The following is a 23,493-nucleotide window of genomic DNA, read 5'->3' on the forward strand; positions in this document are numbered from 1 at the left end:
CCCTTCGGGTTCTGGCCCGGTCCGCCCGCCGTCTGAGTGATCGCCACGAAGGCCGCGATGGGCGCGGTCGATCCGGCAAAGGGCCTCTCCACCATGACCGACCACGACGACACCGAGGTGCAGCACGTCTCTTCTCCAACCGATCACGTTCTCACCGAATTGCAGCTCTTCGGTTACCGCCCCTTCGACGACCAGCCCGATCCACGGCCGCTTCCCGAGGGCAGGATCGTCGCCGTAGCCGTCGCCGACATCTTCGATGCCCTGGTCGCGACCTTGAGCGACACTCGGCTCGAGCCGGATCTTGACGATCTGCTCTGGTCGACTGTCAACCTGTTCCATCGTGCCGTCGACCGCATCGAACGCCAACTCGACGACAACGAACAGGCGCAGCAGAAGAGCCAGCGCGAGCAGAACGGCTCCGAAGTCCGATCCGTCGAACTCGAGCGCATTACGGCGGAAGGCATCACGCTGATTGAGCGCCGCAACTGCCTGGAACTCTTCCGTGACCAGGCCATCGAGCGCTTCGAGACACACACCGGCTCATTCTGGCGTCCCCGATCGGGATCACTGGTGAACCACCGCACGCTCACCGCAGCGATGATCGACTCCCGCGACTTCATCGCAGCCAAGCGCCGCACTGAGACCGAGGTCATGTTGCCGGCGGGCCCGAAGATCGCACTCACCGGCGGGCTCGACTTCAACGACCACCACCTGATCTGGGATCGTCTCGACAAAGCTCACGCCAAGCATCCCGACATGGTCCTGCTCCATGGCGGCTCGCCGAAAGGGGCCGAACTGATCGCCTCCAAATGGGCGATCACCCGCAAGGTGCCTCAGATCGCTTTCAAGCCCGACTGGACAAAGCATGCTAAGGCAGCGCCTTTCAAGCGGAACGACGCCATGCTCGAACTCCTGCCGATCGGCCTCATGCACTTCCCGGGCACGGGAATTCAGGACAACCTTGCCGACAAGGCAAAGCGGCTCGGCATTCCCGTCTGGAAGTTCGGCGGCGCGTAAGCGCCGTCACCTCGAAGACGCCAAGGTGGAGTTGCACGCCGCAACTCCGCCTCGTTTCGGTCTCATATCCAGAGTTGCGCCGTGGTGGTGGTGGAAGGCGCGACTGGTACATCTATGCACATGGAGCCACCACCATGCTCGCTATTGGGCTTGTTCTCAACACACTCGGCATCGGCTTGTTCTGCTGGGCGATCTTTACACTCGCCGTGTATGCGTTGCCGCTTTTCGTCTCCCTGAGTATCGGGATGATAGCGTTTCAGAGCGGTGCCGGCCTCATCGGCGCGCTGCTTCTTGGAACGGCCGGCGGTGCGCTGACGCTCGTCCTAGGCCAGGTCGCCTTTGCTGTTACTCGGTCCTCGGCCTTGCAAATCGCGATCGCGACAGCATTTGCTGTTCCCGCGGCTGTCGCCGGCTATCATGTGGTGTTCGCGGTGTCCCAGATCGGGGTGCCTTCGCCGGCTTGGCGTGAGGTCTTCGCTTGCCTCGGCGCAGTCTGCATTGGCGTTACGTCATGGACGCGCTTGATGGTTTTGGCGAAGACCCGCTCGTTCGAGCCGGGCGGGGTCTTGGAGAATCCGTCCTAACCAGTTCTTACGGCCGCATGGCCCGAGAGGATGACCGTTCACCGCCTTCGTCGACGAACAGGTTCGCGTAGATCGGCGCGCTGAGCGATGACTAAAGCCTGATCGCGGGAGAGGCAATCCTCCTCCGAACTCCTTGATCAAGCGGCGGCATCCGGTCTGGCCCACGCAGCCGCGGCGGAGCGGTGTTGCCTCGATTCGTTTCTGGGAGACGATGGCGCCCTTTGCAGCAGATTGTTTCTCTTTCCGCGCTGAATCGTTCCGACCTCTTGTTCATCAGAACCGAGATAGCCACGCTTCTCCAGAGATTGTGGTTCAGCACGCAGACGCACGTGGCCTCGTTGATGGCTTGATCTGGCCGAAGACCGGCTTCGCCTCGATCGTCTGAGCCGCAACGCCGTTGATGCGACTTTCTTCCCCTGGGCTTCGCCCATTCCTCGCGAGACAAGAAAGTCGCCACAACGACGTCCTCCGCTGCGCTCCGGCCCGCGAGCGAGTGCGTCGCCGATCGTCCTCGGCCCTAGATCGCCATCGAGGCCGCGGTGGTCGCGGGCTCGAAACACAACAGGAGAAGTGACATGGCTAACATCGGTTCTTTCAAGAAGGTCGGCAACGAGTTCCAGGGCGAGATCGTCACCCTGAGCCTGAAGGCCAAGGGCGTCCGCATCGTCGCCGAGACCAACCGCTCCAATGACAACGCCCCCAGCCACCGAATCTATGTGGGCCGGGCGGAGATCGGCGCAGCCTGGTCGAAGCGTTCCGAGGAAGGCCGCGACTACCTCTCGCTCAAGCTGGACGCCCCCTCGTTCAACGGGCCGATCTACGCGAACCTGTTCGACGACGAAGGCGGTGAGGGCTACACCCTGCTGTGGTCGCGGCCGCGCAAGACTGGCGAGTAGGCCCACTCCATCAAGCCCCGTCCGGTCCGCCGGGCGGGGCTTCTCATCCTTGGCATCAGTGAGCGCAAACCGGCCGCCGGATCGAGCGGCTCGACATCAATCACTCGGCCTGTCCCCGAGTCTTCTTCTTGGCGCTTGTGGGCGGGCGAGTGAGCAGGTCGGCGGCCTCGACACCCAGGCTGCGCGCGAGCCGATCGACAACGTCGATACCCGCCGCATAAACGCTTCGCTCGAGTGCGCTGATATAAGTGCGGTCAATTTCAGCACGATGAGCCAATTCCTCCTGTGACAAACCACGGGCCTGCCGGAGCTTCCGCAAATTGATTGCAAGTATCTCGCGTATATCCATACGCGAGAGGGCATGTCCTTGAAGAGTATTTCACCACGGAGTATTCTCGACAAAACACCCTCCGGATGGCTCCCGCGACAGTTTTAACGCTTCTGCTCCTTCCGGACCGCGTGTTAGAAATTGTCTAATCTAAGGCGTGGAGTCTTATGAGGAAGCCGCCGCTCGACCCAGACGTCGCCGATGCTGCGCCTGCAGATCAAATTCTCACTGTCTACGATGAGCGGCATGTGGTGACCTACATGCGCCTTCTGCAGGCCGAAAGCGAAGGGGCTGACTGGATGGAAGTCGCTCAAATCGTGCTGCACATCGATCCGGTGCGGGAGCCGGACCGTGCGCGAAGCGCATATCAGAGTCACCTTGCGCGGGCCAAATGGTTGACCGAGCAGGGCCGCCTATTACGTGGCACTGGCTCCAAATAGAAGAAAATTATCGACTGACGACTCGCAGGCAGAACTATTTTCTTTTGCTGATTGGTGGTCACTCCGGTGCACCACGTGGTGCCAAACTAGGGGCTTCCTACAACCGCTTCGTTCATACCTATTGCGGCGCAATCGTTGTTAGCTGTGTGCAATGGGGCGGAAACAATGCCTGAATTCGACTGGCGGTCGCCGGATTCCTACAAGAGCCTACAGGACGCCGAAATCACCGACATCGCCTGGGAATGTCTTCGCCGCAACGCGGACTATCGACGCGACTTTGAGGCGATGATCGCCACCAGCCCAGATGGCGAAGCGACCACCGAGTTCAGGAGGAAGTGGGGCACCTGCTTTCGCCCATGACCCGCAGCGGTCCTTCGACGAGCAGATAATCTTTTGGGCGCCTGAGGTTCTAACGACCGTCGTTCCAGTCACGGTCGCGTCGCCCGCCGGTCGCAGTTCGGCCTCCCGGCCACTGCTCGACCTTGCAGCGGGGCAGGTACGCCGCGCCGCCGATGGCTGGCATGTCGTGCTGCGCATCGGGCAACGGATCACCGTGTCTGGTCGAAAGAGCCTCCCGTGGTAGGCGCGTCATACGCAGCCGAACTGGCGTTTGACGGCGATTTCGGCGCGCGTGCCTATGCAGCCCGACGGCTATGGCGCGCGATGAGTGGACGCGCGCCCGGCCCTGCATTTCACAAGTTATCTAAGCAGCGGCGCGAGCGCCTGAGCGCCGCGATCCGTGCGCTCGATGCGCATAGCGCCGGCGGCAGTTATCGCGTTATCGCCGAAGGGCTGTTCGGCAAAAGGCGCATCCCCGATCACGCCTGGAAGACGCATGATCTGCGCAATCGGACAATCCGCTTGGTGCAAGGCGGCCTCACGTTGATGCGCGGTGGTTACCGCAAACTCCTGCGGCCCGGACGCAAGGACGAGTAGCGCAGTCCTCAAGGGGTGCCGAAAATCGTACCTCCAACATTCAGCATCCCCCTCCGAGATCTTGCTTCTCCATGATGACCCCACACACGCCGGCCTAGCCAAGCGTGGTGCGCTGTCCTCCTGGAGTTCTCAAATGCCCGATCCGATGGCCGGTCTTCCCCCGCGATTCCTGCGTACACCTGAGGCGGCGCGCTATCTTGGCCTGTCCGGCCGCACGCTGGAGAAGCACCGCACGTACGGCACCGGGCCGACGTATCGGAAGATCGGCGGACGTGTTGTCTACGCCGTCGATGACCTGAAAGCATGGGCCGACCGGGGCGCCAAGACATCGACCTCCGACCCCGGCAAGGGAACGGTGCTGCCGGCCAAGAAGCATCCCGCGCTGCGCCCTTATGCCGGCCAGGAACGTCGCTGATCACCACGGAAGGACTGTGATCATGCGGCGCAAAGTCCATTCCGAGCGCGATCAGCTTGAGCTCTTTCGGGCACTGCCCGGTGACCTTGCGCCCCGCGACGCGCAGGATCTGATGGCATATCCGTTCTTCTCGCTCGCAAAGACCAAGCGGATCGTGCCGATCGATTTCCGTGCCGGTGCGATTGCAATTCGTGTCGAAGCCGTGCCGGAACACGGCATGGCAACCATCTGGGATGCAGACGTTTTGATTTGGGCCGCGTCCCAGATCGTCGAAGCCCGCGACGCAGGCTTGAAGACGTCGCGCCTGATGGCTGCAACGCCTTACGAGATTTTGACGTTCGTGGGCCGCGGCACCAGCGCACGTGACTATGACCGCCTGAAGGCTGGTCTGGACAGACTTCAGTCAACGACCGTGCTGACGTCGATCCGTCAGCCGGCAGAACGGCGGCGGCATCGTTTCTCCTGGATCAACGAGTGGAAGGAGACGGCCGATGCTAACGGCCGCCCGTTCGGGCTCGAACTGATCCTGCCTGATTGGTTCTATGCCGGCGTGATCGATGACGCGCTCGTGCTGACAATTGATCGCTCGTATTTCGATCTGACGGGCGGGCTTGAGCGGTGGCTCTACCGGCTCGTGCGCAAGCACGGCGGTCGTCAGGACGGCGGCTGGAGCTTTGACCTTGTGCATCTCCATGCCAAGTCCGGCATTCTCTCGCCGCTCAAGCACTTTGCTTACGACGTGCGCCAGATCGTCCAGCGCCAGATATTGCCCGGCTATCAGCTCGTGCTCACGCGCGACCCGAACGGCATCGACCGCCTGAACTTCACGCCAACGCCTGTTGCTCCCTTAACGGCCCGCCCGGGTCGGCGCGGTCTCATTCCAAATTCGGAGGACAACCTGTGAATCAGCTCGTGCTATCGGGGACCGCAACCCTCGTGCTATCGGGGACCCGATCCTCGTGCTATCGGGGACCGGAATCGGACTTAAGCGCTTGTTTCTCCGCGCTTTCCGGCCGCTCTAACTTTACTAACCAGAAATCCTTCGGATTTCTTCTAACGGACCAGGCGGAAAGCCGCCTTGGCGGCGCCCGGAAACGCCGGTCCGTCAGTCTAGCTCGCCCTTGCGGGCCACGCACACTCTCCGCCGCGCCTCAAGCTTACGGCTACCAGCTCCAGCGTCATGGAGCCGCCGCATGAGCGATCTCACGGAAGTGGAAGTGTTGTGGCTCGAGAAGCGTATCGAAAACCGCATTCGGTTCGGCCGCGTTGTCGAGGAACGCAAGATCGATCGCCACCGGTGTGTCCTGTCATTTGCGCCCGGCAGCATCTTTGCCTTCGTCCGTTGGACCTCCAACGACCTTGGGACAATCATTTCTCGGATCGACATCTTGCGCGCGGTCGCGCCGGGACAGCGCTGCTCGACTGTACCGTACGTGAAGCCCGGCGGACAGATCTTGCTGCGGCTGTCTGGTTGGCCGAAGGTCGAACGGGTGCTGCAGATGGTCGATGCCGTCGAGGCCCTCGGTATCGATCCCGCTGATGTTGCGCCTGATCATTGGCATCACGTTCATAACCGTCTGTCCGTCAACGAGAACCCGCGTCCCTATACGAAAGCGCGCCACCAGGCCTGGCTTCACCGTCAGAGGGTAATGCGATGACGGGACGCCTGAAGACGCTGGCCGCGAGTTTTGTGGCTGCTGCTGCGCTCGTCGCGACGATCGCCCTGGAGCCGCTTCCGCTCTACATCTGGAATGCGTCCGCGAGCGTGCCGATCGGACTCTATCGCTTGCGACCGGCGGAACAATTCCATGTCACTGAATTGGTCGCCGTGCAGCCACCGGACCTGCTCGCGACCTTCCTCGATCTTAACGGCTATTTGCCCATTGGCGTCCCCATGCTCAAGCGCGTGCTCGCCCTGCCGGGGCAGAGTGTTTGCAGAATCGGCCTCGCGATTTCGGTCGACGACATCGCCGTGGGCGAGGCGAGGGATCGCGACAGACGCGGCCGGCCGCTGCCGAAGTGGCAGGGCTGCCGCGTGGTCGGAGACGGCGAGCTCTTTCTCATGAACTGGCAGTCTCACGACTCTCTTGATGGCCGATATTTTGGATTTTTGCCGGCGTCGGCAGTGATCGGCCGTGCGCTGCCGGTGTGGACGTGGGAGGAGTGATCGTGCGTGTTCCACGTGTTCAGACCGCCATTCCTCCGTTCGATCGATTGCGAGATCATTCCTCCACCTCGATGAGCGTCCGCGAGGCCGCCGCGCGCAGCGGCGGTCCAGGGCGGCCGAATACCCGGCGCGGAGAAGCATTGCCCTGGACGGGTGCCGGCACGACAGCATGCTTGGCCCAGTTGTGCGCGCGTGTTTGGGTTCTCGCTTCGCTGCTGCTCATCTGCCCTGTGCCGCACGGTGCCGCCGTCGCCGAGAGCAGAGCGGCCGCGGTTCGAACGGTCACAAAAACGAGGAACCAATTCGCAGCTTTCGTCGACGAAGCTTCAGAGCGCTTTGCAGTTCCGGTGAACTGGATTGGTTCAGTCATCAACATCGAAAGCGCTGGAGACGTGCACGCCAGGTCGGCCAGAGGCGCATTGGGCCTGATGCAGATCATGCCGGCGACTTGGGGGGAACTTCGCGAGCGCTACAATCTCGGGAACGACCCCTACGACCCGCATAACAACATTCTGGCCGGTACGGCCTATTTGCGCGAACTGCTCGATCGGTATGGCTCGCCTGGCGTGTTTGCCGCGTACAACGCGGGACCCTCTCGCTATGAAGAGCATCTTGCAGGCGGCTCTCTGCCAGATGAGACGCGAGCATACGTCGCAAAACTTGCAAGTCTGCTTGCCATCGAACTGCCGCCGAGATGGCCGTCCAGCGGACAGTCAGCAGCAGCTGCAACGCTATTCGTCACGCGATCCGGTCTCATGAAAACACGCGTTCGGTTGCCGGCGCTCATGCCGTCGGGCGGCGTCACGACTGCAATCTCTGCGCCCGATGTTTCGCCCATGGTCCCCCGGCCTATTGGCGTGTTTGTCCCTCGATCGGATGCGGGAGTATCGCAATGACCAAGTGCGCGGGTTCGCAAGCCTTCGTGTGCTTCACCAAGAAGGTGCCGCGTATTGATGGCGTATGGGCGATGCCTTCGGCCCGCGCTCTACTCGTCGCTTCGCTCCTCACCGAGCCACCCTTCGGGTGCCTCGGCCCTTCGGGTAACGATCGCTATCGCAAGCGCTCGGAAGCAGTGGGGGCTTCGCGAGTTGGCTGCGAAGTCGCGGCGGCTCTTTCGGCGACCGGGAGACCACGACGGCAGGACGGGCACATGGTTCTCTCGGCCAATTGGCGTGTTCGTGCCTCGATCGATTCAGGAGCATCGCAATGACCAAGCGTGCGGGTTCGCAAGCTGACGGCGTACGGGCGATGCCTTCGGCCCGCGCTCTACTCGTCGCTTCGCTCCTCACCGAGCCACCCTTCGGGTGTCTCGGCCCTTCGGGTAACGATCGCTATCGCAAGCGCTCGGAAGCAGTGGGGGCTTCGCGAGCCGGCTGCCAAGTCGCGACGGCTCTTTCGGGATCCGGCGACTGGGAGACCACGACGTATGCGTCCGGATCCTGCACATGAGCTCAGGCCTTGACAGGATGCTGAGCGTTCCAAGTCCACGGCAGCAGTTCGTCCAGACGGTTGATCGGATGTCCGTCGACCATTCGCTGCAGCACGTCACGCAGGTATGCGTAAGGCTCGACGTCATTGAGCTTGCACGTCTCGATCAGCGAACAGAGGATTGCCCATCGTTCCCCGCCGCCGTCGCTACCGGCAAAGAGATGGTTCTTGCGGCCGAGCGCCACAGGTCGGATCGCCCGCTCGACGGGGTTCGTGTCGAGTTCGATGCGGCCGTCATGGAGGAAGCGGGTCAATCCATCCCAGCGCGACAGCGCGTACCGGATCGCTTCGGCGAGATTGCCGCGGCCGGGCAGTTGCGGGAGCTGAACCTCGAGCCAAAGGCGAAGGCTGTCAATGATCGGCTTGGCGAGTGCGCGCCGCGTGGCCAGCCGATGCGCTGGCGATTGACCACGCACCTGCGCTTCGACGGCATAGAGGCTGGCGATGCGGCGCAGGGCCTCGTGCGCGATGGGCGTGTCCTCGGCTTGCGCAACCTCGTAGAACTTGCGCCTGGTGTGCGCCCAACATGCGGCGAGAGTGATGTTTCCGGCGCCAGTCAGCCGCTAGAATCCAGCGTAACCGTCGACGTGCAGAACGCCCCTAAAGTGCGTCAGATGCGCTGCCGGGCGCTCCGCTTTCCGGTCGGGCGCGAACACATAAACCGCAGCTGGTGGCTCAGGCCCAGCCCAGCTCCGTTGATCGCGGGCATACACCCACAGCCGTCCGGTTTTGGTGCGCCCGCGGCCAGGATCGAGCACCGGGATTGGAGTGTCGTCGGCAAACAGGTGATCCGACGCGAACATGTGCTCGCACAGCCGATCGTGCAGGGCCGCAAACCACCAGCACGCGCCGCCGACCCATCCGGCCAATGTCGAGCGCTCCAGTTCGACGCCATGGCGGGCAAAAATCTGCGCCTGTCGATAGAGCGGTGTGTGGTCGCAGTATTTGCTGACCAGCACCTGCGCGAGCATGGCTGGCGTGGCCAAACCGCCGGCGATCGGTCGTTCGGGCGCCGGTGCCTGGGTGATCGTTCCGCAGCTGCGGCAGGCATATTTCGGGCGGCAGACGCGCACCACGCGCAACTGCGCTGGTACCCAGTCCAGCATCTCGCTGACACTCTCACCGATCGCATGCAGCGCGCCGCCGCAGCACGCGCATTTCTCGCTATCGACGTTGAGCACGACCTCTTCGCGGGGCAGATGATCCGGCAGTGGCTTGCGCTTCGGCCGCAGTTTCTGCGTCGGCGCAGACGCCTCCACCGAGGCTTGATCTGCCTCGACAGCCGACAGATCGACGTCCAGGTCTTCCAGTCCAAGGGCGAGTTGATCGGCGTCGAGACGCTCGGAACGACGCCCAAATTGTGCACGCTGAAGCTGTTTGATGATTGCCTGGAGACGCTGGATCTCGCTGTTCCGATGCGTGATGACCGAAGCAATGTCGCGCACCAGGCGATGCAGAAGCGCAGTATCCGACGGCAGATTGTCGAGATCGAGCTGCATGACCGATTCTACTCGGACACGCTGATTCGACGAAGCAACTTCGCTATATTCTATGCGTGTTTTTGCGATTCAACCCGCGATGACCGGGCGCCATCGACGCTCGGGTGTGCGCCAATCGATGCCTTCGATCAGCATGGCAAGCTGCGCCGGGGACAGCGTCACCGTGCCGCCCGGATCGCTCATTCTCGGCCAGATGAAGCCGCCTTGGTCGAGCCTTTTGCTGAACAGACAAAGGCCGTTGCCGTCCCAGAACAGGATCTTAAGCGTGCTTGCCTTCTTGCCTCGGAAGGCAAACAGGTGGCCGGAGAATGGGTCCTTCTTGAGGTGTTCCTGAACGAGAGCGGCGAGGCCATCCAGGCCCTTCCGCATGTCGGTATATCCCATGGCCGGCACGATCATCATCGGGCAGTCTCCTGCTCAATGACGTGGCGACGGACTGCATCCGGGTCACTGCCGATCGGTGCGAAGACGCGACGCCCATCGTCCAATTCGACAACCGTCATGCCGTCAGGCGGCTGCAACAGATCATTCAGGACGAGCGTTGCGGATTGTGCGCCAGCGACCCTCACAGCCGCCAATTTCGCCGGCACTCGCTTGCTGAACCCGAACTGTACCCGCCACCGGAACAACATGCTGGTGACGATGCCGTGGCGCCGGCAAACCTCGGCAGCGGTGGCACCGGGTAGCTCGGACTGGGTCACAATCGCGAGCTTTTCCTCCTCACTGAAGCGACGCCGGTTGGCGCGTTCGTCGCTCGGCGGATCGACGGCTGGTGCATCTGTCAAGCGGCTTCTTGCGCGAGACCCCTTAGCAGCGCTGCTAACACTAGTGCTTATTAGTGGGCGGGCACTCGGATGAAGTTGCGTCCGCCAGTCGATTTCCACCTCATTGGCGTCGATCAGATCGCGCCACCGTTTCAGGCTGTGCTGCGATATGCCATGTGCCCGGGCATAGGCTTGCATGCTCAGTCCGCACCACCTCATCGCTTCAACGTGCATTGTCCAGAACGCTTGGACGGCTCTGCAGCGCTGGTCCTTCGACACTGGACTCCGCTTCTTGCGAAGCCGCTCCCGACGTTCCTCGCGACGCAATTCCGCACGTACTTTCAGCGTTTCGGCGTCAATCAGATGCCGCAGCCAGCGATCGAATGTGCCGCCACTGAGACGATGCTGACGACAGTATTTGCGCTTGCTGAGACCGCTTCGCCGCCACGCCTCAACCTGTACCGACCAAAAAGAGCGACGCGCTTCGTTCTTGAAATATTCCGTACCCACCGGAGATCCTCCAATGCAGCAAGGAACCCGATATGGAACGACAACGCACTCTCGGAAAGTCGTGCAGGATTCGGACGCTTACACCACGACGGCAGGACGGCTAGATAAAAGGGGCTCGCCGGTCGAACCGCAAGCCATTGGCATGGCTTGGGTTCTGGCGTGCCGATCGGTCGGGGCGCGTGCCGCGCCTTGCATTTTGATGAATGCAATCAAGGGGGTCTTCGGCACCGTGTGGGCGTTTGATCGTTGGGAGGCCCTGCCGTGAGCGTGGGCGACAGCGATCTGCGTATTCGGCCTGGGCGTATCCGCAGTACCCGCGCGCCGAAGCCGAAGAGCTTCATCAACCAGGTGCTGCGGGCGGCGGAGAAAGCAGGACACACCTCGGATCAGACCAGATCCGGCAGGCGTTCAGCGGCCTATGGGCGCTCCACGTTTGGCCGCGGCCGCCTCGCCTTTAGTCGCGCCAGATTATTCAGCCCGACGCGGCGCGTTGTGGTGAAGGCGCGCGTGGTTCGTCACAAAGGGCGAGCCTTCCGTTCAGCACCGCTGACGGCCCATCTCTCATATCTGAAGCGCGACGGTGTGACCCGGAATGGTGAGCGTGCCAAGATGTTCGATGCCGGCAGCGACGGCGCCGATAGCGCGGCTTTCGCGGAGCGGTGTGAGGACGACCGGCATCATTTCCGGTTCATCATCTCGCCGGAGGACGCTGGCGAGATGACCGACCTCAAAGCCTTCACCCGCGACCTCGCCAGGCAGATAGAATCCGATCTCGGCACGCGGCTCGATTGGGTAGCCGTCGATCACTGGAACACGGACAACCCACACGTCCATCTTCTCGTTCGGGGCGTGGACGAGGAAGGGGCGGACCTCGTGATCTCTCGCGACTATATCAGCCAGGGCCTGCGCTCACGTGCCGAGGAACTGGTTGCCATCGAACTCGGTCCGAAGCCGGAGCACGAGATCCGCAATTCGCTGGAGAAGGAAGTTACGGCGGAACGATGGACGCGGCTCGACCGGGAGATCCGGTTGGCGGCAGATGAGACCGGCTTTATCGATCTGCGCCCAGAGGTTCCCGGCAAGTCCGATCCTGAGATTCGGCGCCTGATGGTTGGCCGCCTTCAGCACCTGGAGAAGATGGGCCTTGCCGCATCCGTCGCACCAGGGGAATGGATGGTAGGGCTCGACGCTGAGCGTAGCTTGCGCGATCTCGGCATGCGCGGCGACATCATCAAGACCATGCACCGCGCCTTTACCGAGCGCGGGGAAGCGCGCGGCGTTGCCGACTTCGTCATCGAAGGCGGAGAGCCGACGTCCCAGATCATCGGACGGCTGGTCGATCGCGGATTGCATGACGAACTGACTGGCGAGGCCTACGCTCTGATCGACGGAACAGACGGACGCGCGCACCACGTGCGCTTCCGAGGGGTCGAGGCGTTCGAACAGGCGCCACCGGCCGGCGGTATCGTGGAAATCCGACGCTTCGGTCAAGCCAGTGACCCGCGGCCGACCGTGGTGCTGGCGACTCGTTCCGATCTCGATCTCGGTGCGCAGGTCACTGCAAAGGGGGCCACCTGGCTCGACCACAGACTTGTTGAACGAGACCCCATGCCGCTCGCTATGGGAGGCTTCGGCCGCGAGACTCGCGAGGCCCTGGAAGCCCGTACCGAGCATTTGATCCAGGAGGACCTGGCGCGGCGGCAAGGCTCACGCATCATCTTGCAGCGCGACCTCCTGAACACGTTGCGCCGGCGCGAACTGGACGAGGTGGCGGCAAAAGTCTCGGCCGACACCGGCCTGGCTCACGTGAACGCCGCCTCCGGGGAGCATGTGGCGGGCACGTATCGCCAGCGGTTGACGCTCACCTCCGGACGCTTCGCCATGATCGATAGTGGGCTCGGCTTCCAGCTCGTGCCCTGGTCGCGCGATCTCGAAAAGAGGCTCGGGCAACACGTCAGCGGCGTCGTGAAAGACGGCGGTGGCATCGAATGGGGCTTTGGCCGCAAGCGCGACCTCGGGCTCTAGCAATCTTTCCAATTCAGTTGCGGAAGGACGTTCGGGATGTCGGGAACCAAGATCCTCTGGGGACAGGTCATCGTTGTCGGCCTGATCGTCTTGATCGCCATCTGGGGAGCAACAGAATGGACGGCCTGGCGGCTTGCCTATCAACCGGAGCTTGGGCGGCCATGGTTCGAACTCTTGGGCTTCAAGGTCTATTACCCCCCCGGTCTTCTTCTGGTGGTGGTTCGTCTATGATGCCTATGCGCCTCAGGTCTTTGTTGAGGGAGCCTTCATCGCGGCGTCGGGGACCTTCGTTTCGATCGCGGTGGCGATCGGCATGTCGGTCCGGCGGGCGCGCGAAGCCAAGAACGTCGAGACTTATGGCTCGGCGCGCTGGGCCGGTGCGGAAGAGGTTCGAGTGGCCGGACTTCTCGGTCCGGATGGCGTGGTGCTCGGCAAGCTCGACCATGACTACCTCCGCCATGACGGACCGGAGCACGTATTGTGTTTTGCGCCCACCCGGTCGGGCAAAGGTGTCGGCCTCGTCGTTCCTTCGTTGCTGGCTTGGCCCGGATCGGCCATCGTTCACGACATCAAGGGTGAGAACTGGCAACTGACCGCCGGCTTCCGCTCGCGACATGGCCGCGTCCTGCTATTCGACCCGACCAACCCAAAGTCTTCGGCCTACAATCCGCTCCTTGAGGTCCGGCGTGGGGAATGGGAGGTTCGCGACGTCCAGAATGTCGCCGATGTCCTGGTTGACCCTGAAGGTTCGCTCGACAAGCGGAACCATTGGGAGAAGACCAGTCATTCGCTCCTGGTCGGCGCCATCCTCCACGTCCTCTATGCCGAGTCGGACAAGACTTTGGCCGGCGTCGCCGCCTTCCTGTCCGACCCGAAGCGGCCCATCGAGGCGACGCTGAAGGCGATGATGACCACCCCACACCTGGGCGAGCAGGGCGCTCATCCCGTGGTCGCCTCGACCGCGCGCGAACTGCTCAACAAGTCGGAGAACGAACGTTCGGGCGTCCTGTCGACGGCGATGTCTTTCCTGGGGCTGTACCGCGATCCCGTCGTGGCCAAGGTGACCTGCCGATGCGACTGGCGGATCGCGGATCTGATCGCAGATAGCCGCCCAACGACGCTCTACCTGGTGGTGCCTCCCTCCGATATTTCGCGGACCAAGCCCCTCATCCGTCTGGTGTTGAACCAGATCGGCCGGCGCCTGACCGAGGACTTGCACGCCCGCGATCGTCGACATCGAGTCCTGATGATGCTTGACGAGTTCCCGGCGCTGGGGCGTCTCGACTTCTTCGAGTCCGCACTCGCCTTCATGGCGGGGTACGGCATCAAAAGTTTCCTGATCGCGCAATCGCTCAATCAGATCGAGAAGGCCTATGGGCCCAACAATGCGATCCTCGACAATTGTCACGTCCGAGTCAGCTTCGCGACCAATGACGAGCGAACCGCCAAACGCGTGTCCGACGCCTTGGGTACGGCGACGGAGATGCGCGCGATGAAAAACTATGCCGGGCACAGGTTGAACCCCTGGCTGGGCCACCTCATGGTCTCTCGGCAGGAGACGGCAAGACCGCTGCTGACCCCTGGCGAAGTCATGCAGCTTTCGCCGATGGACGAAATCGTGATGGTGGCAGGCACGCCGCCGATCCGGGGGAAGAAGGTGCGCTACTATGAGGATCGGCGGTTTAGCGAGCGGGTCTTGCCGCCGCCCGATCCGGCGACATCCGGTCGGTCATCGCGAACGGACGGATGGTCAACGGCCGGAACGCTGAGGCCGGTGCCACTTCCAACCGAGAGGGGGCAAGGAGAGGAAGACGCGGCGAACAGCGGCCTCCGTCGTGAGCCTGAACTCCCCGATCACATTGCGATCGTCAAGGAGACGACCGAACCGACGCCGGCACAGGAGTTTGCTGTCGTCCTTGATGACGATGAGGACGCCGTCCGTCAATCCCGTCTACTACGTCAACAGATGCGTGGCGTCGCCCGTCAGGTCGCCATGGACCCGAATGACGGTATGGAGCTCTGACGCAACATGCGCGACCGGATGAATGTGTATTTCCCGCCGGAGCTCCTGAAGCAAATCTCGGAACTGGCCGATCGCAAGAAACTTTCCCGGTCTGCGATCGTGGAAGCGGCCGTCGTTTCATTTTTGTCACCTGATGGCGCGGACAGACGGGAGGCAGCGTTTACCCGCCGCCTGGACCGGATGTCGCGTCAGATGCAGAGGCTGGAGCGCGACGTCGGTTTGACGGCCGAGACTTTGGCCCTCTTCATTCGTTTCTGGCTGACGATCACGCCACCGTTGCCCAACGATTCGCAGGCGGCCGCACAGATAAAGGGCAGGGAACGCTTTGAGGGATTTGTCGAAACGCTCGGGCGCCGGCTGCAAAAGGGGCAAAGCTTCCTCCGCGAGATTCCGGAAGATATCCGCCGTCACGAACCGGCCGACGAAACCTGACTGAGGGTCCTCAATACGATATCGCGTCGGCCCCTCCTTATTCTACGCCAGCCTACGACCGCAGAGATTTAGCCCAACTGACAAAAAGCTGGACGCGCTATCGGCTCGAATGAGCTGAGGAGCAAGAAGGGCCAGCATGCAAATCTCAATAGCATGGCGTCGGATCGCGCGCGTTTTTCTTCCTTTTGCCGCGGGGCATTATCTTTCGTATCTGTTTCGAACGATCAACGCTTTGATCGCCGGCCAGCTCAGCTCCGATACCGGGCTTGGGACTGCCGACCTTGGACTGCTTACGTCAGTCTATTTCTTGGTCTTCGCGGCGGCTCAGATCCCCATCGGCATATTGTTGGACCGCTTCGGTCCACGTCGCGTTCAGAGTGTTCTGCTTCTGGTCGCAGCAGTCGGCGCCGGACTGTTCGCGGTATCGACCGGTTTCCTGTCGATGTTGATCGCGCGTGCAATGATCGGGCTTGGCGTGGCGGCGGCGCTGACGGCAGGACTGAAGTCCATCATCCTTTGGTTCCCCAGGCAACAAGTTGCCTTGCTGAATGGCTACATGATCATGTTGGGATCGCTAGGAGCGGTGACCGCTACGGCTCCTGCCGAGCATCTGCTCGCCTGGATGGGCTGGCGACAGCTCTTTGAGATTCTGGCGGTCGCTACCGGTGCTACCGCCATCCTCATCTATCTCGTGGTGCCTGAACGAGTCATCATCCCATCAACAGTATCAATTCCCGCGACCCTCAGCTCCGTTTTCCGCGACAGGCGTTTCTGGCGTATTGCTCCGTTGTCAGCGACTTGCGTTGGATCGGCCTGGTCTCTGCAGGGATTGTGGGTGTCGCCGTGGCTAATGGACGTAGAGAGGTTCGATCACACAGCCGTGGTCGGACGGCTTTTCATCATGTCCATCGTATTGAGCGGCGGTGCCTGGTTGTTCGGCATGATGGTCCACTACATCAAACGAGCTGGAATCGGGGCGGAGACGATATTTGCGATGGTTGCAATGCTGTTTATCGCAGCCGAGGTGGTCCTGATCCTGCGAGCGCCTCTGCCGTCCATCTTGCCCTGGTCCATTGTCGCAATTTTCGGAACGGCAACCGTGGTCAGCTTCGCGGTGATAGCGGATTACTTTCCGCCGGAACTGGCCGGTCGTGCCAATGGCGCTTTGAACGTCCTGCACTTTGGCTGGGCCTTTCTGGCACAATACGCGACAGGCTTGATCCTGGAGCAATGGCCCACGAATGAAGGCCATAGGACCGTCCAAGCCTATCAAGTTGCGTTCGGTCTCAACGTAGCGCTGCAGATCGCGGCGCTGGTCTGGTACGCGCTGCCCTGGGGCCGATCTATCGCTTCGTGGATGAACTCAGTCCTTTTCCTCAAGCCGGCTGATGTTTCCTACGCTGCCGAGTCAGTTGGGTTGTATGAGGATTCGGTGATTCTCCTGCCCGCGGATGACGATGCGGAGTGGTGAACAGCAACTCGCGGCGAACCGAGACAATTGAGTAGTCTCAATTGCCGGTTCTCGGACTTTCTTTTTCTACGCTGCTCTACGATCACCAAAAGCGCTTGTTGCGCCACGTCCGTTGGTGCCTTTTCTAATCATCCCATCTGAGGGCCCTGGATGCCCTGATTCGGTGGGGGCGACGGTGGCAATCCATTCCTTTCAATCGGAGACGAATTCGCGCGGCGCGCGAATGCTGCGTAGCGCGCTTGGCACGGCGATCGCCGGTTACCTCGAAGATGAAGCGGTCATCGAGGTGATGCTCAACCCAGATGGGCGACTGTGGATCGATCGGTTGTCGAATGGCCTGATTGACACCGGCGAAACTCTATCCGCGGCGGATGGTGAGCGCATTGTTCGGCTGGTAGCGCACCACGTCCGTGCGGAAGTGCATGCTGGCTCGCCCCGCGTTTCGGCCGAACTGCCTGGGACCGGCGAGCGCTTCGAGGGCCTCTTGCCTCCGGTCGTTGCTGCACCGGCGTTCGCTATCCGCAAGCCTGCGGTCGCCGTGTTTACGCTCGACGACTACGTCGCCAAGGCGATCATGACCTCGGCGCAGGCCGAAATACTGAAAAACTCGGTCGCCGGACGGAAGAACATTCTTGTGGCCGGTGGGACATCGACCGGCAAGACCACATTGACGAATGCGCTCCTGGCCGAGGTGGCAAAGACCTCCGATCGCGTCGTGCTGATCGAGGATACCCGCGAACTTCAGTGCAAAGCGCCAAATCTTGTGGCGTTGCGGACCAAAGATGGCGTGGCGACGCTCTCGGACCTCGTTCGCTCGTCACTGCGATTGCGTCCCGATCGCATTCCGATCGGTGAGGTCCGCGGCGCTGAAGCACTCGATCTGCTCAAGGCTTGGGGCACCGGCCATCCCGGCGGCATCGGGACCATTCATGCCGGCACCGCACTCGGTGCGCTGCGGCGGCTCGAGCAACTCATCCAGGAAGCCGTCATCACGGTTCCGCGCGCCCTGATCGCCGAGACAATCAACCTCGTCGCCGTACTTGCGGGGCGCGGCGCTGACCGTCGCCTCGCCGAGCTCGCCCTCGTCAGAGGGCTTGGTGCTGCCGGCGACTACAGCCTTTCACCAGCAGGAGACTGACATGCGTTTGGAATTTCCAGTTCTTCGGGCCGCAACACTCGCCGCGTCCGGCATAGTGCTTTTGACGACGGCTCCGGCGTGGGCGGCTGGCTCAAACATGCCGTGGGAGCAGCCGCTCAATCAGATTCTGCAGTCGGTGGAGGGGCCGGTCGCCAAAATCATCGCCGTCATCATCATCGTCGTGACCGGGCTCACGCTGGCCTTCGGGGACTCGTCAGGTGGTTTCCGCAGGCTGATCCAGATCGTGTTCGGTCTGTCGATCGCGTTCGCGGCCTCGAGCTTCTTCCTGTCGTTCTTCTCCTTCGGCGGCGGCCTGGTGATCTGATGGAAGATCAGGTCGCAGGCTTTGTCGTACCCGTTCACCGCGCGCTCACTGAGCCAATCCTGATGGGCGGCGCGCCGCGGTCGGTCGCGATTGTCAACGGCACGCTTGCGGCAGCCTTGGGCCTTGGACTGCGGCTCTGGATCGCGGGTCTCGTCCTCTGGTTCGTCGGCCACATGGCCGCCGTCTGGGCCGCCAAGCGCGACCCCGCCTTCGTCGATGTCGTGCGCCGACATCTGCGGATTCCCGGTCATCTCGACGCTTGAGCTCTCGATCATGATGAACCTTGCCGAATATCGCCATTCCAACGCGCGTCTCGCCGACTTCCTGCCTTGGGCAGCTCTGGTCGACGAGGGAATCATCCTCAACAAGGACGGTTCATTCCAACGGACGGCAAAGTTCCGAGGACCTGACCTCGATAGCGCGGTACCGGCCGAACTCGTCGCCGTCGCCGGCCGTCTGAACAACGCCCTGCGTCGACTGGGATCCGGCTGGGCCGTCTTCGTCGAGGCGCAGCGTCATTTTGCGGGGGCATACCCGCCGAGCACCTTTCCGGACGTCGCGTCCGCGCTGGTTGACGCGGAACGTAGGGCTCAGTTCGAAGAGGCTGGTGCCCACTATGAGTCCAGCTATTTCCTGACCTTCCTATATCTGCCCCCGGAGGAGGGGGCCGCGAGGGCAGAGCGACTACTCTATGAGGGTCGCGATCGCACCGTCGGAGCCGATGCGCGCGAGGTGCTCCGTGGGTTCATCGATCAAACCAACCGCGTGCTGCAGCTTGTTGAAGGATTCATGCCCGAACGCGCCTGGCTAGATGATCAGGACACGCTGACCTACCTGCACTCGACGATTTCGACCAAGCGTCATCGCGTCCGTGTGCCCGAAATTCCCATGTACATCGATGCATTGTTGGCCGACCAGCCGTTGACCGGCGGGCTCGAGCCGATGTTGGGTTCAGCGAACCTGCGTGTTCTCACGATAGTCGGCTTTCCCGGCGCGACGACGCCGGGAATTCTGGACGACTTGAATCGCCTGGCATTCTCCTATCGCTGGTCGACTCGGGCGATCATGCTCGACAAGATCGATGCCACCAAGTTGCTGACCAAAATTCGTCGGCAGTGGTTCGCCAAGAGAAAGTCCATCGGCGCCATTCTCAAGGAGGTCATGACCAACGAGGCGTCGACGCTTCTCGATACCGACGCTCACAACAAGGCGCTTGATGCCGACGCGGCACTGCAGGAACTGGGGTCGGATCAGATCGGACAAGCCTTTGTTACGGCGACTATCACAGTGTGGGACCGCGATCCCAATGCTGCGGATGAAAAGCTCCGTCTGGTCGAGAAGGTCATTCAGGGGCGCGATTTCACCTGCATGATCGAGACGGTGAACGCCGTCGAAGCCTGGCTCGGCAGTCTGCCCGGGCACGTCTACGCCAATGTGCGTCAGCCGCCGGTTTCGACGCTCAACCTCGCCCACATGATCCCGATGTCGGCCGTATGGGCCGGTGAGCCGAGGGATTTCCACTTCAAGGGGCCGCCGCTCCTGTTTGGCAAGACCGAGGGATCAACACCATTCCGATTCTCGCTCCATGTCGGTGACGTCGGTCATACCCTGGTGGTGGGACCGACAGGCGCTGGAAAGTCGGTGCTGCTGGCCCTGATGGCGCTCCAGTTTCGCCGTTACCCGAGCTCTCAGGTGTTTGCATTCGATTTCGGCGGCTCGATCCGGGCCGCCGCGCTCGCCATGGGCGGTGATTGGCACGATCTCGGCGGCGCGTTGTCGGACGGAGACGACCAATCCGTTGCATTGCAGCCGCTGGCCTGGATCGACGACCCTTCCGAGCGCGGATGGGCCACGGAATGGATCGGAGCGATCCTGGCGCGGGAAAAGGTCGAGATCACCCCGGAGGTCAAGGATCATCTGTGGTCGGCGCTGACGTCTCTCGCATCGGCGCCGAGGCAGGAACGGACGCTGACCGGCCTATCGGTCCTCCTGCAATCGAACTCCCTGAAACGTGCCTTGCAACCTTACTGCTTGGGTGGCGCCACTGGGCGCCTGCTCGATGCCGAATTCGAGCGGCTCGGTGAGGCCTCGGTCCAGGCATTTGAGACCGAAGGGTTGATCGGAACGAGCGCGGCACCGGCCGTGCTGGCTTACCTCTTTCATCGGATCGGCGACCGTCTCGACGGCCGACCGACTCTTCTTATTGTCGATGAAGGCTGGCTTGCCCTCGACGACGAGGATTTTGCCGGCCAGCTCCGGGAGTGGCTGAAGACGCTTCGGAAGAAGAACGCATCGGTTATTTTCGCCACCCAGTCGCTTTCTGACATCGATGGCTCTGCGATCGCGCCGGCGATCATCGAAAGCTGCCCGACACGTTTGTTGCTGCCGAACGAACGAGCGATCGAACCGCAGATCACGGCCATCTACCGTCGCTTCGGCCTCAATGACCGCCAGATTGAGCTTCTGAGCCGGGCAACGCCCAAGCGCGACTATTACTGCCAGTCCCGTCGCGGCAACCGGATGTTCGAACTCGGCCTTGGCGAGGTCGCGCTCGCCTTTGCGGCAGCCTCCTCCAAGACGGACCAGGTCGCCATCGCGCGGCTGCTCGCCGAACATGGGCCTGAGGGGTTCGTGCCGGCATGGCTTCAGCACCGCGGCATCGCCTGGGCCACTGACCTGATCCCCAACCTCGTCAATCTGGAGAAATCGCTATGAGGCGTCTTGGTCTGTTGCTGACGGCTGGTACCGTTGCTCTGACGCTTGTCGTCACGGTGCCCGCACGGGCGCTCATTGTCTTCGATCCAAATAACTACGTTCAGAACGTCCTCACCGCGGCCCGAGAGCTCCAGCAGATCAACAATCAGATCACCTCGTTACAGAACGAGGCGCAGATGCTGATCAATCAGGCCAAGAATCTGGCAAACCTGCCGTACTCGTCGCTGCAGCAATTGCAATCATCTATTCAGCGGACCCAGCTGCTGTTGGCCCAGGCTCAGCGGATCGCCTACGACGTCCAGCAGATCGATCGCGCCTTCTCGACTAGCTATGCGCCAGCTGCCAGCAGCCAGTCCAACCAGGCGTTGGTCATAAACGCGCAGTCGAGATGGCAGAACTCAGTCGCCGCATTGCAGGACGCGCTCCGCGTCCAAGCAGGCGTCGTCGGCAACCTCGACACCAACCGCATCCAGACGTCCGCATTGGTGACATCAAGCCAAGGTGCCAGTGGCGCCCTTCAGGCGACGCAAGCCGGCAATCAAATTCTCGCGCTCCAGGCCCAGCAACTCGCCGATCTCACGGCTGCCGTGGCGGCCCAGGGCAGGGCGCAGAGCCTTGAAGCGGCGCAGCGCGCATCCGCCCAGGATCAGGGGCGGGAACAGCTCCGGCGGTTTTTGACGCCGGGACAAGGCTATCAATCCCAAGACGTGCGGATGTTCCACTGATGACCGACGTAAGGGCATTCAAGGCGCTGTCGCTGCTCTCGACCATCGGCGTCTTGGTCGTTACCGCCTGCACAATTCAGCTTCGTGGTGGGAACGACCCCGCGCCACAGAAGGCGGAGTACACGACGGGCGCAACCAGCGCTGAGCTCATGCGCTGCCGCAGCATCACGTCGGAGGAAGCGGCAGATTATCAGCATTGCAAGCAGCTTTGGGCCGAAAGCCGCCGCCGCTTCTTTGGCAGGAAAGATGGTGTCGCAGGCCACGATGAAGCGGCCGCAGGCCTAGTGTCGGTCCCAAAGGATCAAAGCCGGATCCCGCAAGGATATCCGAAACCTGAGGCGATCAAGCCATGACTGGTGCGGGGATCATCGACCAGTTCCTGGAGACGTTCACCCGTTATATCGATAACGGCTTCGGGCTGCTCGGGAGTGACGTCGGATATCTCGCAACGACCCTTGCCGCGATCGACATCACGCTCGCCGCGTTGTTCTGGAGTTGGGGAACGGATGAGGACATCATCGCGCGCCTTGTCAAGAAGACGCTCTTCGTCGGCGTCTTTGCCTATCTCATTGGCAATTGGAATAGCCTTGCTCGCATCGTCTTCGAAAGCTTTGCCGGTCTTGGACTGAAGGCATCCGGCGCAAGCCTCTCCGCATCTGATTTCCTGCGACCGGGAAAGATCGCTCAGGTCGGACTTGATGCCGGCCGGCCGTTGCTCGACTCGATCTCGAACCTGATGGGCTACATCAGTTTCTTCGAGAATTTCGTTCAGATCCTCGTTCTCCTGTTCGCCTGGCTCGTGGTGCTGCTCGCCTTCTTCATCCTGGCGATCCAGCTCTTCGTCACCCTGATCGAGTTCAAGCTCACGACGCTGGCCGGCTTCGTCCTCATTCCCTTTGGCTTGTTTGGCAAGACCGCTTTCGCGGCAGAGCGGGTTCTGGGCAATGTCATATCCTCGGGAATCAAAGTCCTGGTCCTGGCTGTGATCGTTGGTATCGGCTCGACCCTGTTCTCGCAGTTCACCTCCGGCTTTGCTGGCGGGCAGCCAACGATCGAAGACGCCATGACATTGGTGCTTGCGGCGCTCTCTTTGCTGGGCCTCGGTATCTTCGGTCCTGGAATCGCAAACGGCCTGGTGTCCGGCGGACCACAACTCGGCGCCGGTGCGGCTGTCGGTACCGGACTTGCCGCTGGCGGAGTTATGGCTGCCGGCGCGGGACTTGCCGCCGGTGGTGCTGGTCTCGCCGGCGGTGCCATTGCAGGCGCCGCGCGCGGTGGCGGCGCGGTCTTTAGTGGAGTATCCGCCGCCTACCGAACCGGAGGCCTTGCTGGCGTCGCGGAGGCCGGTGGCTCGGCCGCCATGAGCCCTTTGCGCCGCGCAGCGGCTGCGCTCGGCGGAGGTGGGCATGCAGGCGAGCAGGCCGCTAGCACCTCGGCCGAAGGGCAACCCAATTGGGCGCGACGCATGAAACGCGCCGAGGCCATTCGGCACGGTGCATCGGCGGCTGGCCACGCGGTCCGCTCCGGCGATCACGGTGGCAGCGGTTCCTCCGTCGATTTGTCCGATGGAGAGCGCTGACACATAGACGAAAGCA

24 protein-coding genes and 2 pseudogenes are annotated in these 23,493 nt (G+C 62.1%); 22 read left to right on the top strand and 4 right to left on the bottom strand.

Annotation, left to right across the window (positions count from 1 at the left end; translation table 11 throughout):
• Positions 1-93: 93 nt before the first annotated feature.
• The 3 genes from AC066S_RS03745 (at position 94) to AC066S_RS03755 (ending at position 2,497) form a co-directional block, all read left to right on the top strand.
• Positions 94-1,017: a DUF2493 domain-containing protein gene (locus AC066S_RS03745; protein ID WP_126259311.1), complete on the top strand. Its 924-nt coding sequence runs from the start codon at positions 94-96 to the stop codon at positions 1,015-1,017.
• A gap of 134 nt (positions 1,018-1,151) precedes the next feature.
• Entirely contained in the window at positions 1,152-1,601 is a 450-nt protein-coding gene (locus AC066S_RS03750) for a hypothetical protein (RefSeq protein ID WP_126259265.1), read from the top strand.
• A 575-nt stretch (positions 1,602-2,176) separates the two neighbouring features.
• Positions 2,177-2,497, top strand: a complete 321-nt coding sequence (locus AC066S_RS03755; protein WP_126259267.1) for a DUF736 domain-containing protein — start codon at positions 2,177-2,179, stop codon at positions 2,495-2,497.
• A gap of 100 nt (positions 2,498-2,597) precedes the next feature.
• On the opposite strand, the gene AC066S_RS03760 is transcribed toward AC066S_RS03755, so the two are convergent.
• Positions 2,598-2,846, bottom strand: a complete 249-nt coding sequence (locus tag AC066S_RS03760; protein ID WP_126259268.1) for a helix-turn-helix domain-containing protein — start codon at positions 2,844-2,846, stop codon at positions 2,598-2,600.
• A gap of 146 nt (positions 2,847-2,992) precedes the next feature.
• On the opposite strand from AC066S_RS03760, the gene AC066S_RS03765 reads away from it, so the two are divergent.
• The 8 genes from AC066S_RS03765 to AC066S_RS03800 all read left to right on the top strand — a co-directional run bounded on the left by AC066S_RS03765 (position 2,993) and on the right by AC066S_RS03800 (position 7,679).
• Positions 2,993-3,265 carry a DUF2285 domain-containing protein gene (locus AC066S_RS03765; RefSeq protein ID WP_126259269.1) on the top strand — a complete coding sequence of 91 codons (273 nt, stop codon included), beginning with the start codon at positions 2,993-2,995 and terminating at the stop codon, positions 3,263-3,265.
• A 165-nt stretch (positions 3,266-3,430) separates the two neighbouring features.
• Entirely contained in the window at positions 3,431-3,625 is a 195-nt protein-coding gene (locus AC066S_RS03770) for a transcriptional regulator domain-containing protein (RefSeq protein WP_126259270.1), read from the top strand.
• 303 nt (positions 3,626-3,928) lie between these two features.
• Positions 3,929-4,201, top strand: a complete 273-nt coding sequence (locus AC066S_RS03775; RefSeq protein WP_235885188.1) for a DUF2285 domain-containing protein — start codon at positions 3,929-3,931, stop codon at positions 4,199-4,201.
• Between the two features lie 133 nt (positions 4,202-4,334).
• Positions 4,335-4,616, top strand: coding sequence for a helix-turn-helix transcriptional regulator (locus AC066S_RS03780; RefSeq protein WP_008561544.1), 282 nt, complete (start codon positions 4,335-4,337; stop codon positions 4,614-4,616).
• A 22-nt stretch (positions 4,617-4,638) separates the two neighbouring features.
• Positions 4,639-5,520, top strand: coding sequence for a replication initiator protein A (locus AC066S_RS03785; RefSeq protein WP_126259271.1), 882 nt, complete (start codon positions 4,639-4,641; stop codon positions 5,518-5,520).
• A 289-nt stretch (positions 5,521-5,809) separates the two neighbouring features.
• The gene (locus AC066S_RS03790; protein WP_126259273.1) at positions 5,810-6,274 is read left to right on the top strand and encodes a DUF2840 domain-containing protein; all 465 of its coding nucleotides are present in this window, start codon (positions 5,810-5,812) and stop codon (positions 6,272-6,274) included.
• Positions 6,271-6,783, top strand: a complete 513-nt coding sequence (locus AC066S_RS03795) for a S26 family signal peptidase (RefSeq protein ID WP_126259274.1) — start codon at positions 6,271-6,273, stop codon at positions 6,781-6,783. Before AC066S_RS03790 ends, AC066S_RS03795 begins: the two co-directional genes overlap by 4 nt.
• Positions 6,780-7,679, top strand: coding sequence for a lytic transglycosylase domain-containing protein (locus AC066S_RS03800; RefSeq protein WP_245481448.1), 900 nt, complete (start codon positions 6,780-6,782; stop codon positions 7,677-7,679). Before AC066S_RS03795 ends, AC066S_RS03800 begins: the two co-directional genes overlap by 4 nt.
• A 555-nt stretch (positions 7,680-8,234) precedes the next feature.
• Here AC066S_RS03800 and tnpC read toward each other — a convergent pair.
• From tnpC to tnpA, 3 genes and pseudogenes are all read right to left on the bottom strand, one after another.
• Positions 8,235-9,770 (bottom strand): annotated as a pseudogene (gene tnpC, locus AC066S_RS03805) (IS66 family transposase).
• Between the two features lie 69 nt (positions 9,771-9,839).
• Positions 9,840-10,172, bottom strand: coding sequence for an IS66 family insertion sequence element accessory protein TnpB (gene tnpB / locus AC066S_RS03810; protein WP_126259275.1), 333 nt, complete (start codon positions 10,170-10,172; stop codon positions 9,840-9,842).
• Positions 10,169-11,044: an IS66 family insertion sequence element accessory protein TnpA gene (gene tnpA / locus AC066S_RS03815; protein WP_126259276.1), complete on the bottom strand. Its 876-nt coding sequence runs from the start codon at positions 11,042-11,044 to the stop codon at positions 10,169-10,171. The genes tnpB and tnpA overlap by 4 nt, the downstream gene beginning before the upstream one ends.
• Positions 11,045-11,305: 261 nt before the next feature.
• Between tnpA and AC066S_RS03820 the strand changes: the two genes are divergently transcribed.
• From AC066S_RS03820 to trbL, 11 genes and pseudogenes are all read left to right on the top strand, one after another.
• Entirely contained in the window at positions 11,306-13,069 is a 1,764-nt protein-coding gene (locus AC066S_RS03820) for a relaxase/mobilization nuclease domain-containing protein (RefSeq protein ID WP_126259277.1), read from the top strand.
• A 36-nt stretch (positions 13,070-13,105) separates the two neighbouring features.
• Positions 13,106-15,092, top strand: a pseudogene (locus AC066S_RS03825) (conjugal transfer protein TraG).
• A 6-nt stretch (positions 15,093-15,098) separates the two neighbouring features.
• On the top strand, positions 15,099-15,524 hold the full coding sequence (locus tag AC066S_RS03830) for a ribbon-helix-helix domain-containing protein (RefSeq protein WP_126259278.1): 426 nt from the start codon (positions 15,099-15,101) through the stop codon (positions 15,522-15,524).
• Positions 15,525-15,660: 136 nt separating this feature from the next.
• Entirely contained in the window at positions 15,661-16,995 is a 1,335-nt protein-coding gene (locus tag AC066S_RS03835) for an MFS transporter (RefSeq protein ID WP_126259279.1), read from the top strand.
• Between the two features lie 223 nt (positions 16,996-17,218).
• Positions 17,219-18,133, top strand: a complete 915-nt coding sequence (gene trbB / locus AC066S_RS03840; protein WP_135167081.1) for a P-type conjugative transfer ATPase TrbB — start codon at positions 17,219-17,221, stop codon at positions 18,131-18,133.
• A 1-nt stretch (position 18,134) separates the two neighbouring features.
• On the top strand, positions 18,135-18,458 hold the full coding sequence (locus tag AC066S_RS03845; RefSeq protein WP_126259281.1) for a TrbC/VirB2 family type IV secretion system protein: 324 nt from the start codon (positions 18,135-18,137) through the stop codon (positions 18,456-18,458).
• Complete coding sequence (locus AC066S_RS03850) at positions 18,458-18,721, top strand: VirB3 family type IV secretion system protein (RefSeq protein WP_126259282.1); 264 nt, start codon at positions 18,458-18,460, stop codon at positions 18,719-18,721. The genes AC066S_RS03845 and AC066S_RS03850 overlap by 1 nt, the downstream gene beginning before the upstream one ends.
• 10 nt (positions 18,722-18,731) lie before the next feature.
• Positions 18,732-21,173, top strand: coding sequence for a conjugal transfer protein TrbE (gene trbE / locus AC066S_RS03855; protein ID WP_126259283.1), 2,442 nt, complete (start codon positions 18,732-18,734; stop codon positions 21,171-21,173).
• Entirely contained in the window at positions 21,170-21,898 is a 729-nt protein-coding gene (gene trbJ / locus AC066S_RS03860; protein WP_126259284.1) for a P-type conjugative transfer protein TrbJ, read from the top strand. The genes trbE and trbJ overlap by 4 nt, the downstream gene beginning before the upstream one ends.
• On the top strand, positions 21,898-22,251 hold the full coding sequence (trbK-alt, locus tag AC066S_RS03865) for a putative entry exclusion protein TrbK-alt (protein ID WP_126259285.1): 354 nt from the start codon (positions 21,898-21,900) through the stop codon (positions 22,249-22,251). Before trbJ ends, trbK-alt begins: the two co-directional genes overlap by 1 nt.
• The gene (gene trbL, locus AC066S_RS03870) at positions 22,248-23,477 is read left to right on the top strand and encodes a P-type conjugative transfer protein TrbL (protein WP_126259286.1); all 1,230 of its coding nucleotides are present in this window, start codon (positions 22,248-22,250) and stop codon (positions 23,475-23,477) included. The genes trbK-alt and trbL overlap by 4 nt, the downstream gene beginning before the upstream one ends.
• The last annotated feature ends 16 nt before the right edge of the window (positions 23,478-23,493 follow it).

The sequence above is a fragment of the Bradyrhizobium sp. CFUWI genome, assembly GCF_056429085.1.

What these genes read in the sequence shown, in the direction of transcription:
- AC066S_RS03745 (WP_126259311.1), top strand. Translation starts at nt 94, where the DNA reads ATGACCGACCACGACGACACCGAGGTGCAGCACGTCTCTTCTCCAACC.
- AC066S_RS03750 (WP_126259265.1), top strand. Translation starts at nt 1,152, where the DNA reads ATGCTCGCTATTGGGCTTGTTCTCAACACACTCGGCATCGGCTTGTTC.
- AC066S_RS03755 (WP_126259267.1), top strand. Translation starts at nt 2,177, where the DNA reads ATGGCTAACATCGGTTCTTTCAAGAAGGTCGGCAACGAGTTCCAGGGC.
- AC066S_RS03760 (WP_126259268.1), bottom strand. Translation starts at nt 2,846, where the DNA reads ATGGATATACGCGAGATACTTGCAATCAATTTGCGGAAGCTCCGGCAG.
- AC066S_RS03765 (WP_126259269.1), top strand. Translation starts at nt 2,993, where the DNA reads ATGAGGAAGCCGCCGCTCGACCCAGACGTCGCCGATGCTGCGCCTGCA.
- AC066S_RS03770 (WP_126259270.1), top strand. Translation starts at nt 3,431, where the DNA reads ATGCCTGAATTCGACTGGCGGTCGCCGGATTCCTACAAGAGCCTACAG.
- AC066S_RS03775 (WP_235885188.1), top strand. Translation starts at nt 3,929, where the DNA reads ATGAGTGGACGCGCGCCCGGCCCTGCATTTCACAAGTTATCTAAGCAG.
- AC066S_RS03780 (WP_008561544.1), top strand. Translation starts at nt 4,335, where the DNA reads ATGCCCGATCCGATGGCCGGTCTTCCCCCGCGATTCCTGCGTACACCT.
- AC066S_RS03785 (WP_126259271.1), top strand. Translation starts at nt 4,639, where the DNA reads ATGCGGCGCAAAGTCCATTCCGAGCGCGATCAGCTTGAGCTCTTTCGG.
- AC066S_RS03790 (WP_126259273.1), top strand. Translation starts at nt 5,810, where the DNA reads ATGAGCGATCTCACGGAAGTGGAAGTGTTGTGGCTCGAGAAGCGTATC.
- AC066S_RS03795 (WP_126259274.1), top strand. Translation starts at nt 6,271, where the DNA reads ATGACGGGACGCCTGAAGACGCTGGCCGCGAGTTTTGTGGCTGCTGCT.
- tnpB (WP_126259275.1), bottom strand. Translation starts at nt 10,172, where the DNA reads ATGATGATCGTGCCGGCCATGGGATATACCGACATGCGGAAGGGCCTG.
- AC066S_RS03830 (WP_126259278.1), top strand. Translation starts at nt 15,099, where the DNA reads ATGCGCGACCGGATGAATGTGTATTTCCCGCCGGAGCTCCTGAAGCAA.
- AC066S_RS03835 (WP_126259279.1), top strand. Translation starts at nt 15,661, where the DNA reads ATGCAAATCTCAATAGCATGGCGTCGGATCGCGCGCGTTTTTCTTCCT.
- trbB (WP_135167081.1), top strand. Translation starts at nt 17,219, where the DNA reads ATGCTGCGTAGCGCGCTTGGCACGGCGATCGCCGGTTACCTCGAAGAT.
- AC066S_RS03845 (WP_126259281.1), top strand. Translation starts at nt 18,135, where the DNA reads ATGCGTTTGGAATTTCCAGTTCTTCGGGCCGCAACACTCGCCGCGTCC.
- AC066S_RS03850 (WP_126259282.1), top strand. Translation starts at nt 18,458, where the DNA reads ATGGAAGATCAGGTCGCAGGCTTTGTCGTACCCGTTCACCGCGCGCTC.
- trbE (WP_126259283.1), top strand. Translation starts at nt 18,732, where the DNA reads ATGATGAACCTTGCCGAATATCGCCATTCCAACGCGCGTCTCGCCGAC.
- trbJ (WP_126259284.1), top strand. Translation starts at nt 21,170, where the DNA reads ATGAGGCGTCTTGGTCTGTTGCTGACGGCTGGTACCGTTGCTCTGACG.
- trbK-alt (WP_126259285.1), top strand. Translation starts at nt 21,898, where the DNA reads ATGACCGACGTAAGGGCATTCAAGGCGCTGTCGCTGCTCTCGACCATC.
- trbL (WP_126259286.1), top strand. Translation starts at nt 22,248, where the DNA reads ATGACTGGTGCGGGGATCATCGACCAGTTCCTGGAGACGTTCACCCGT.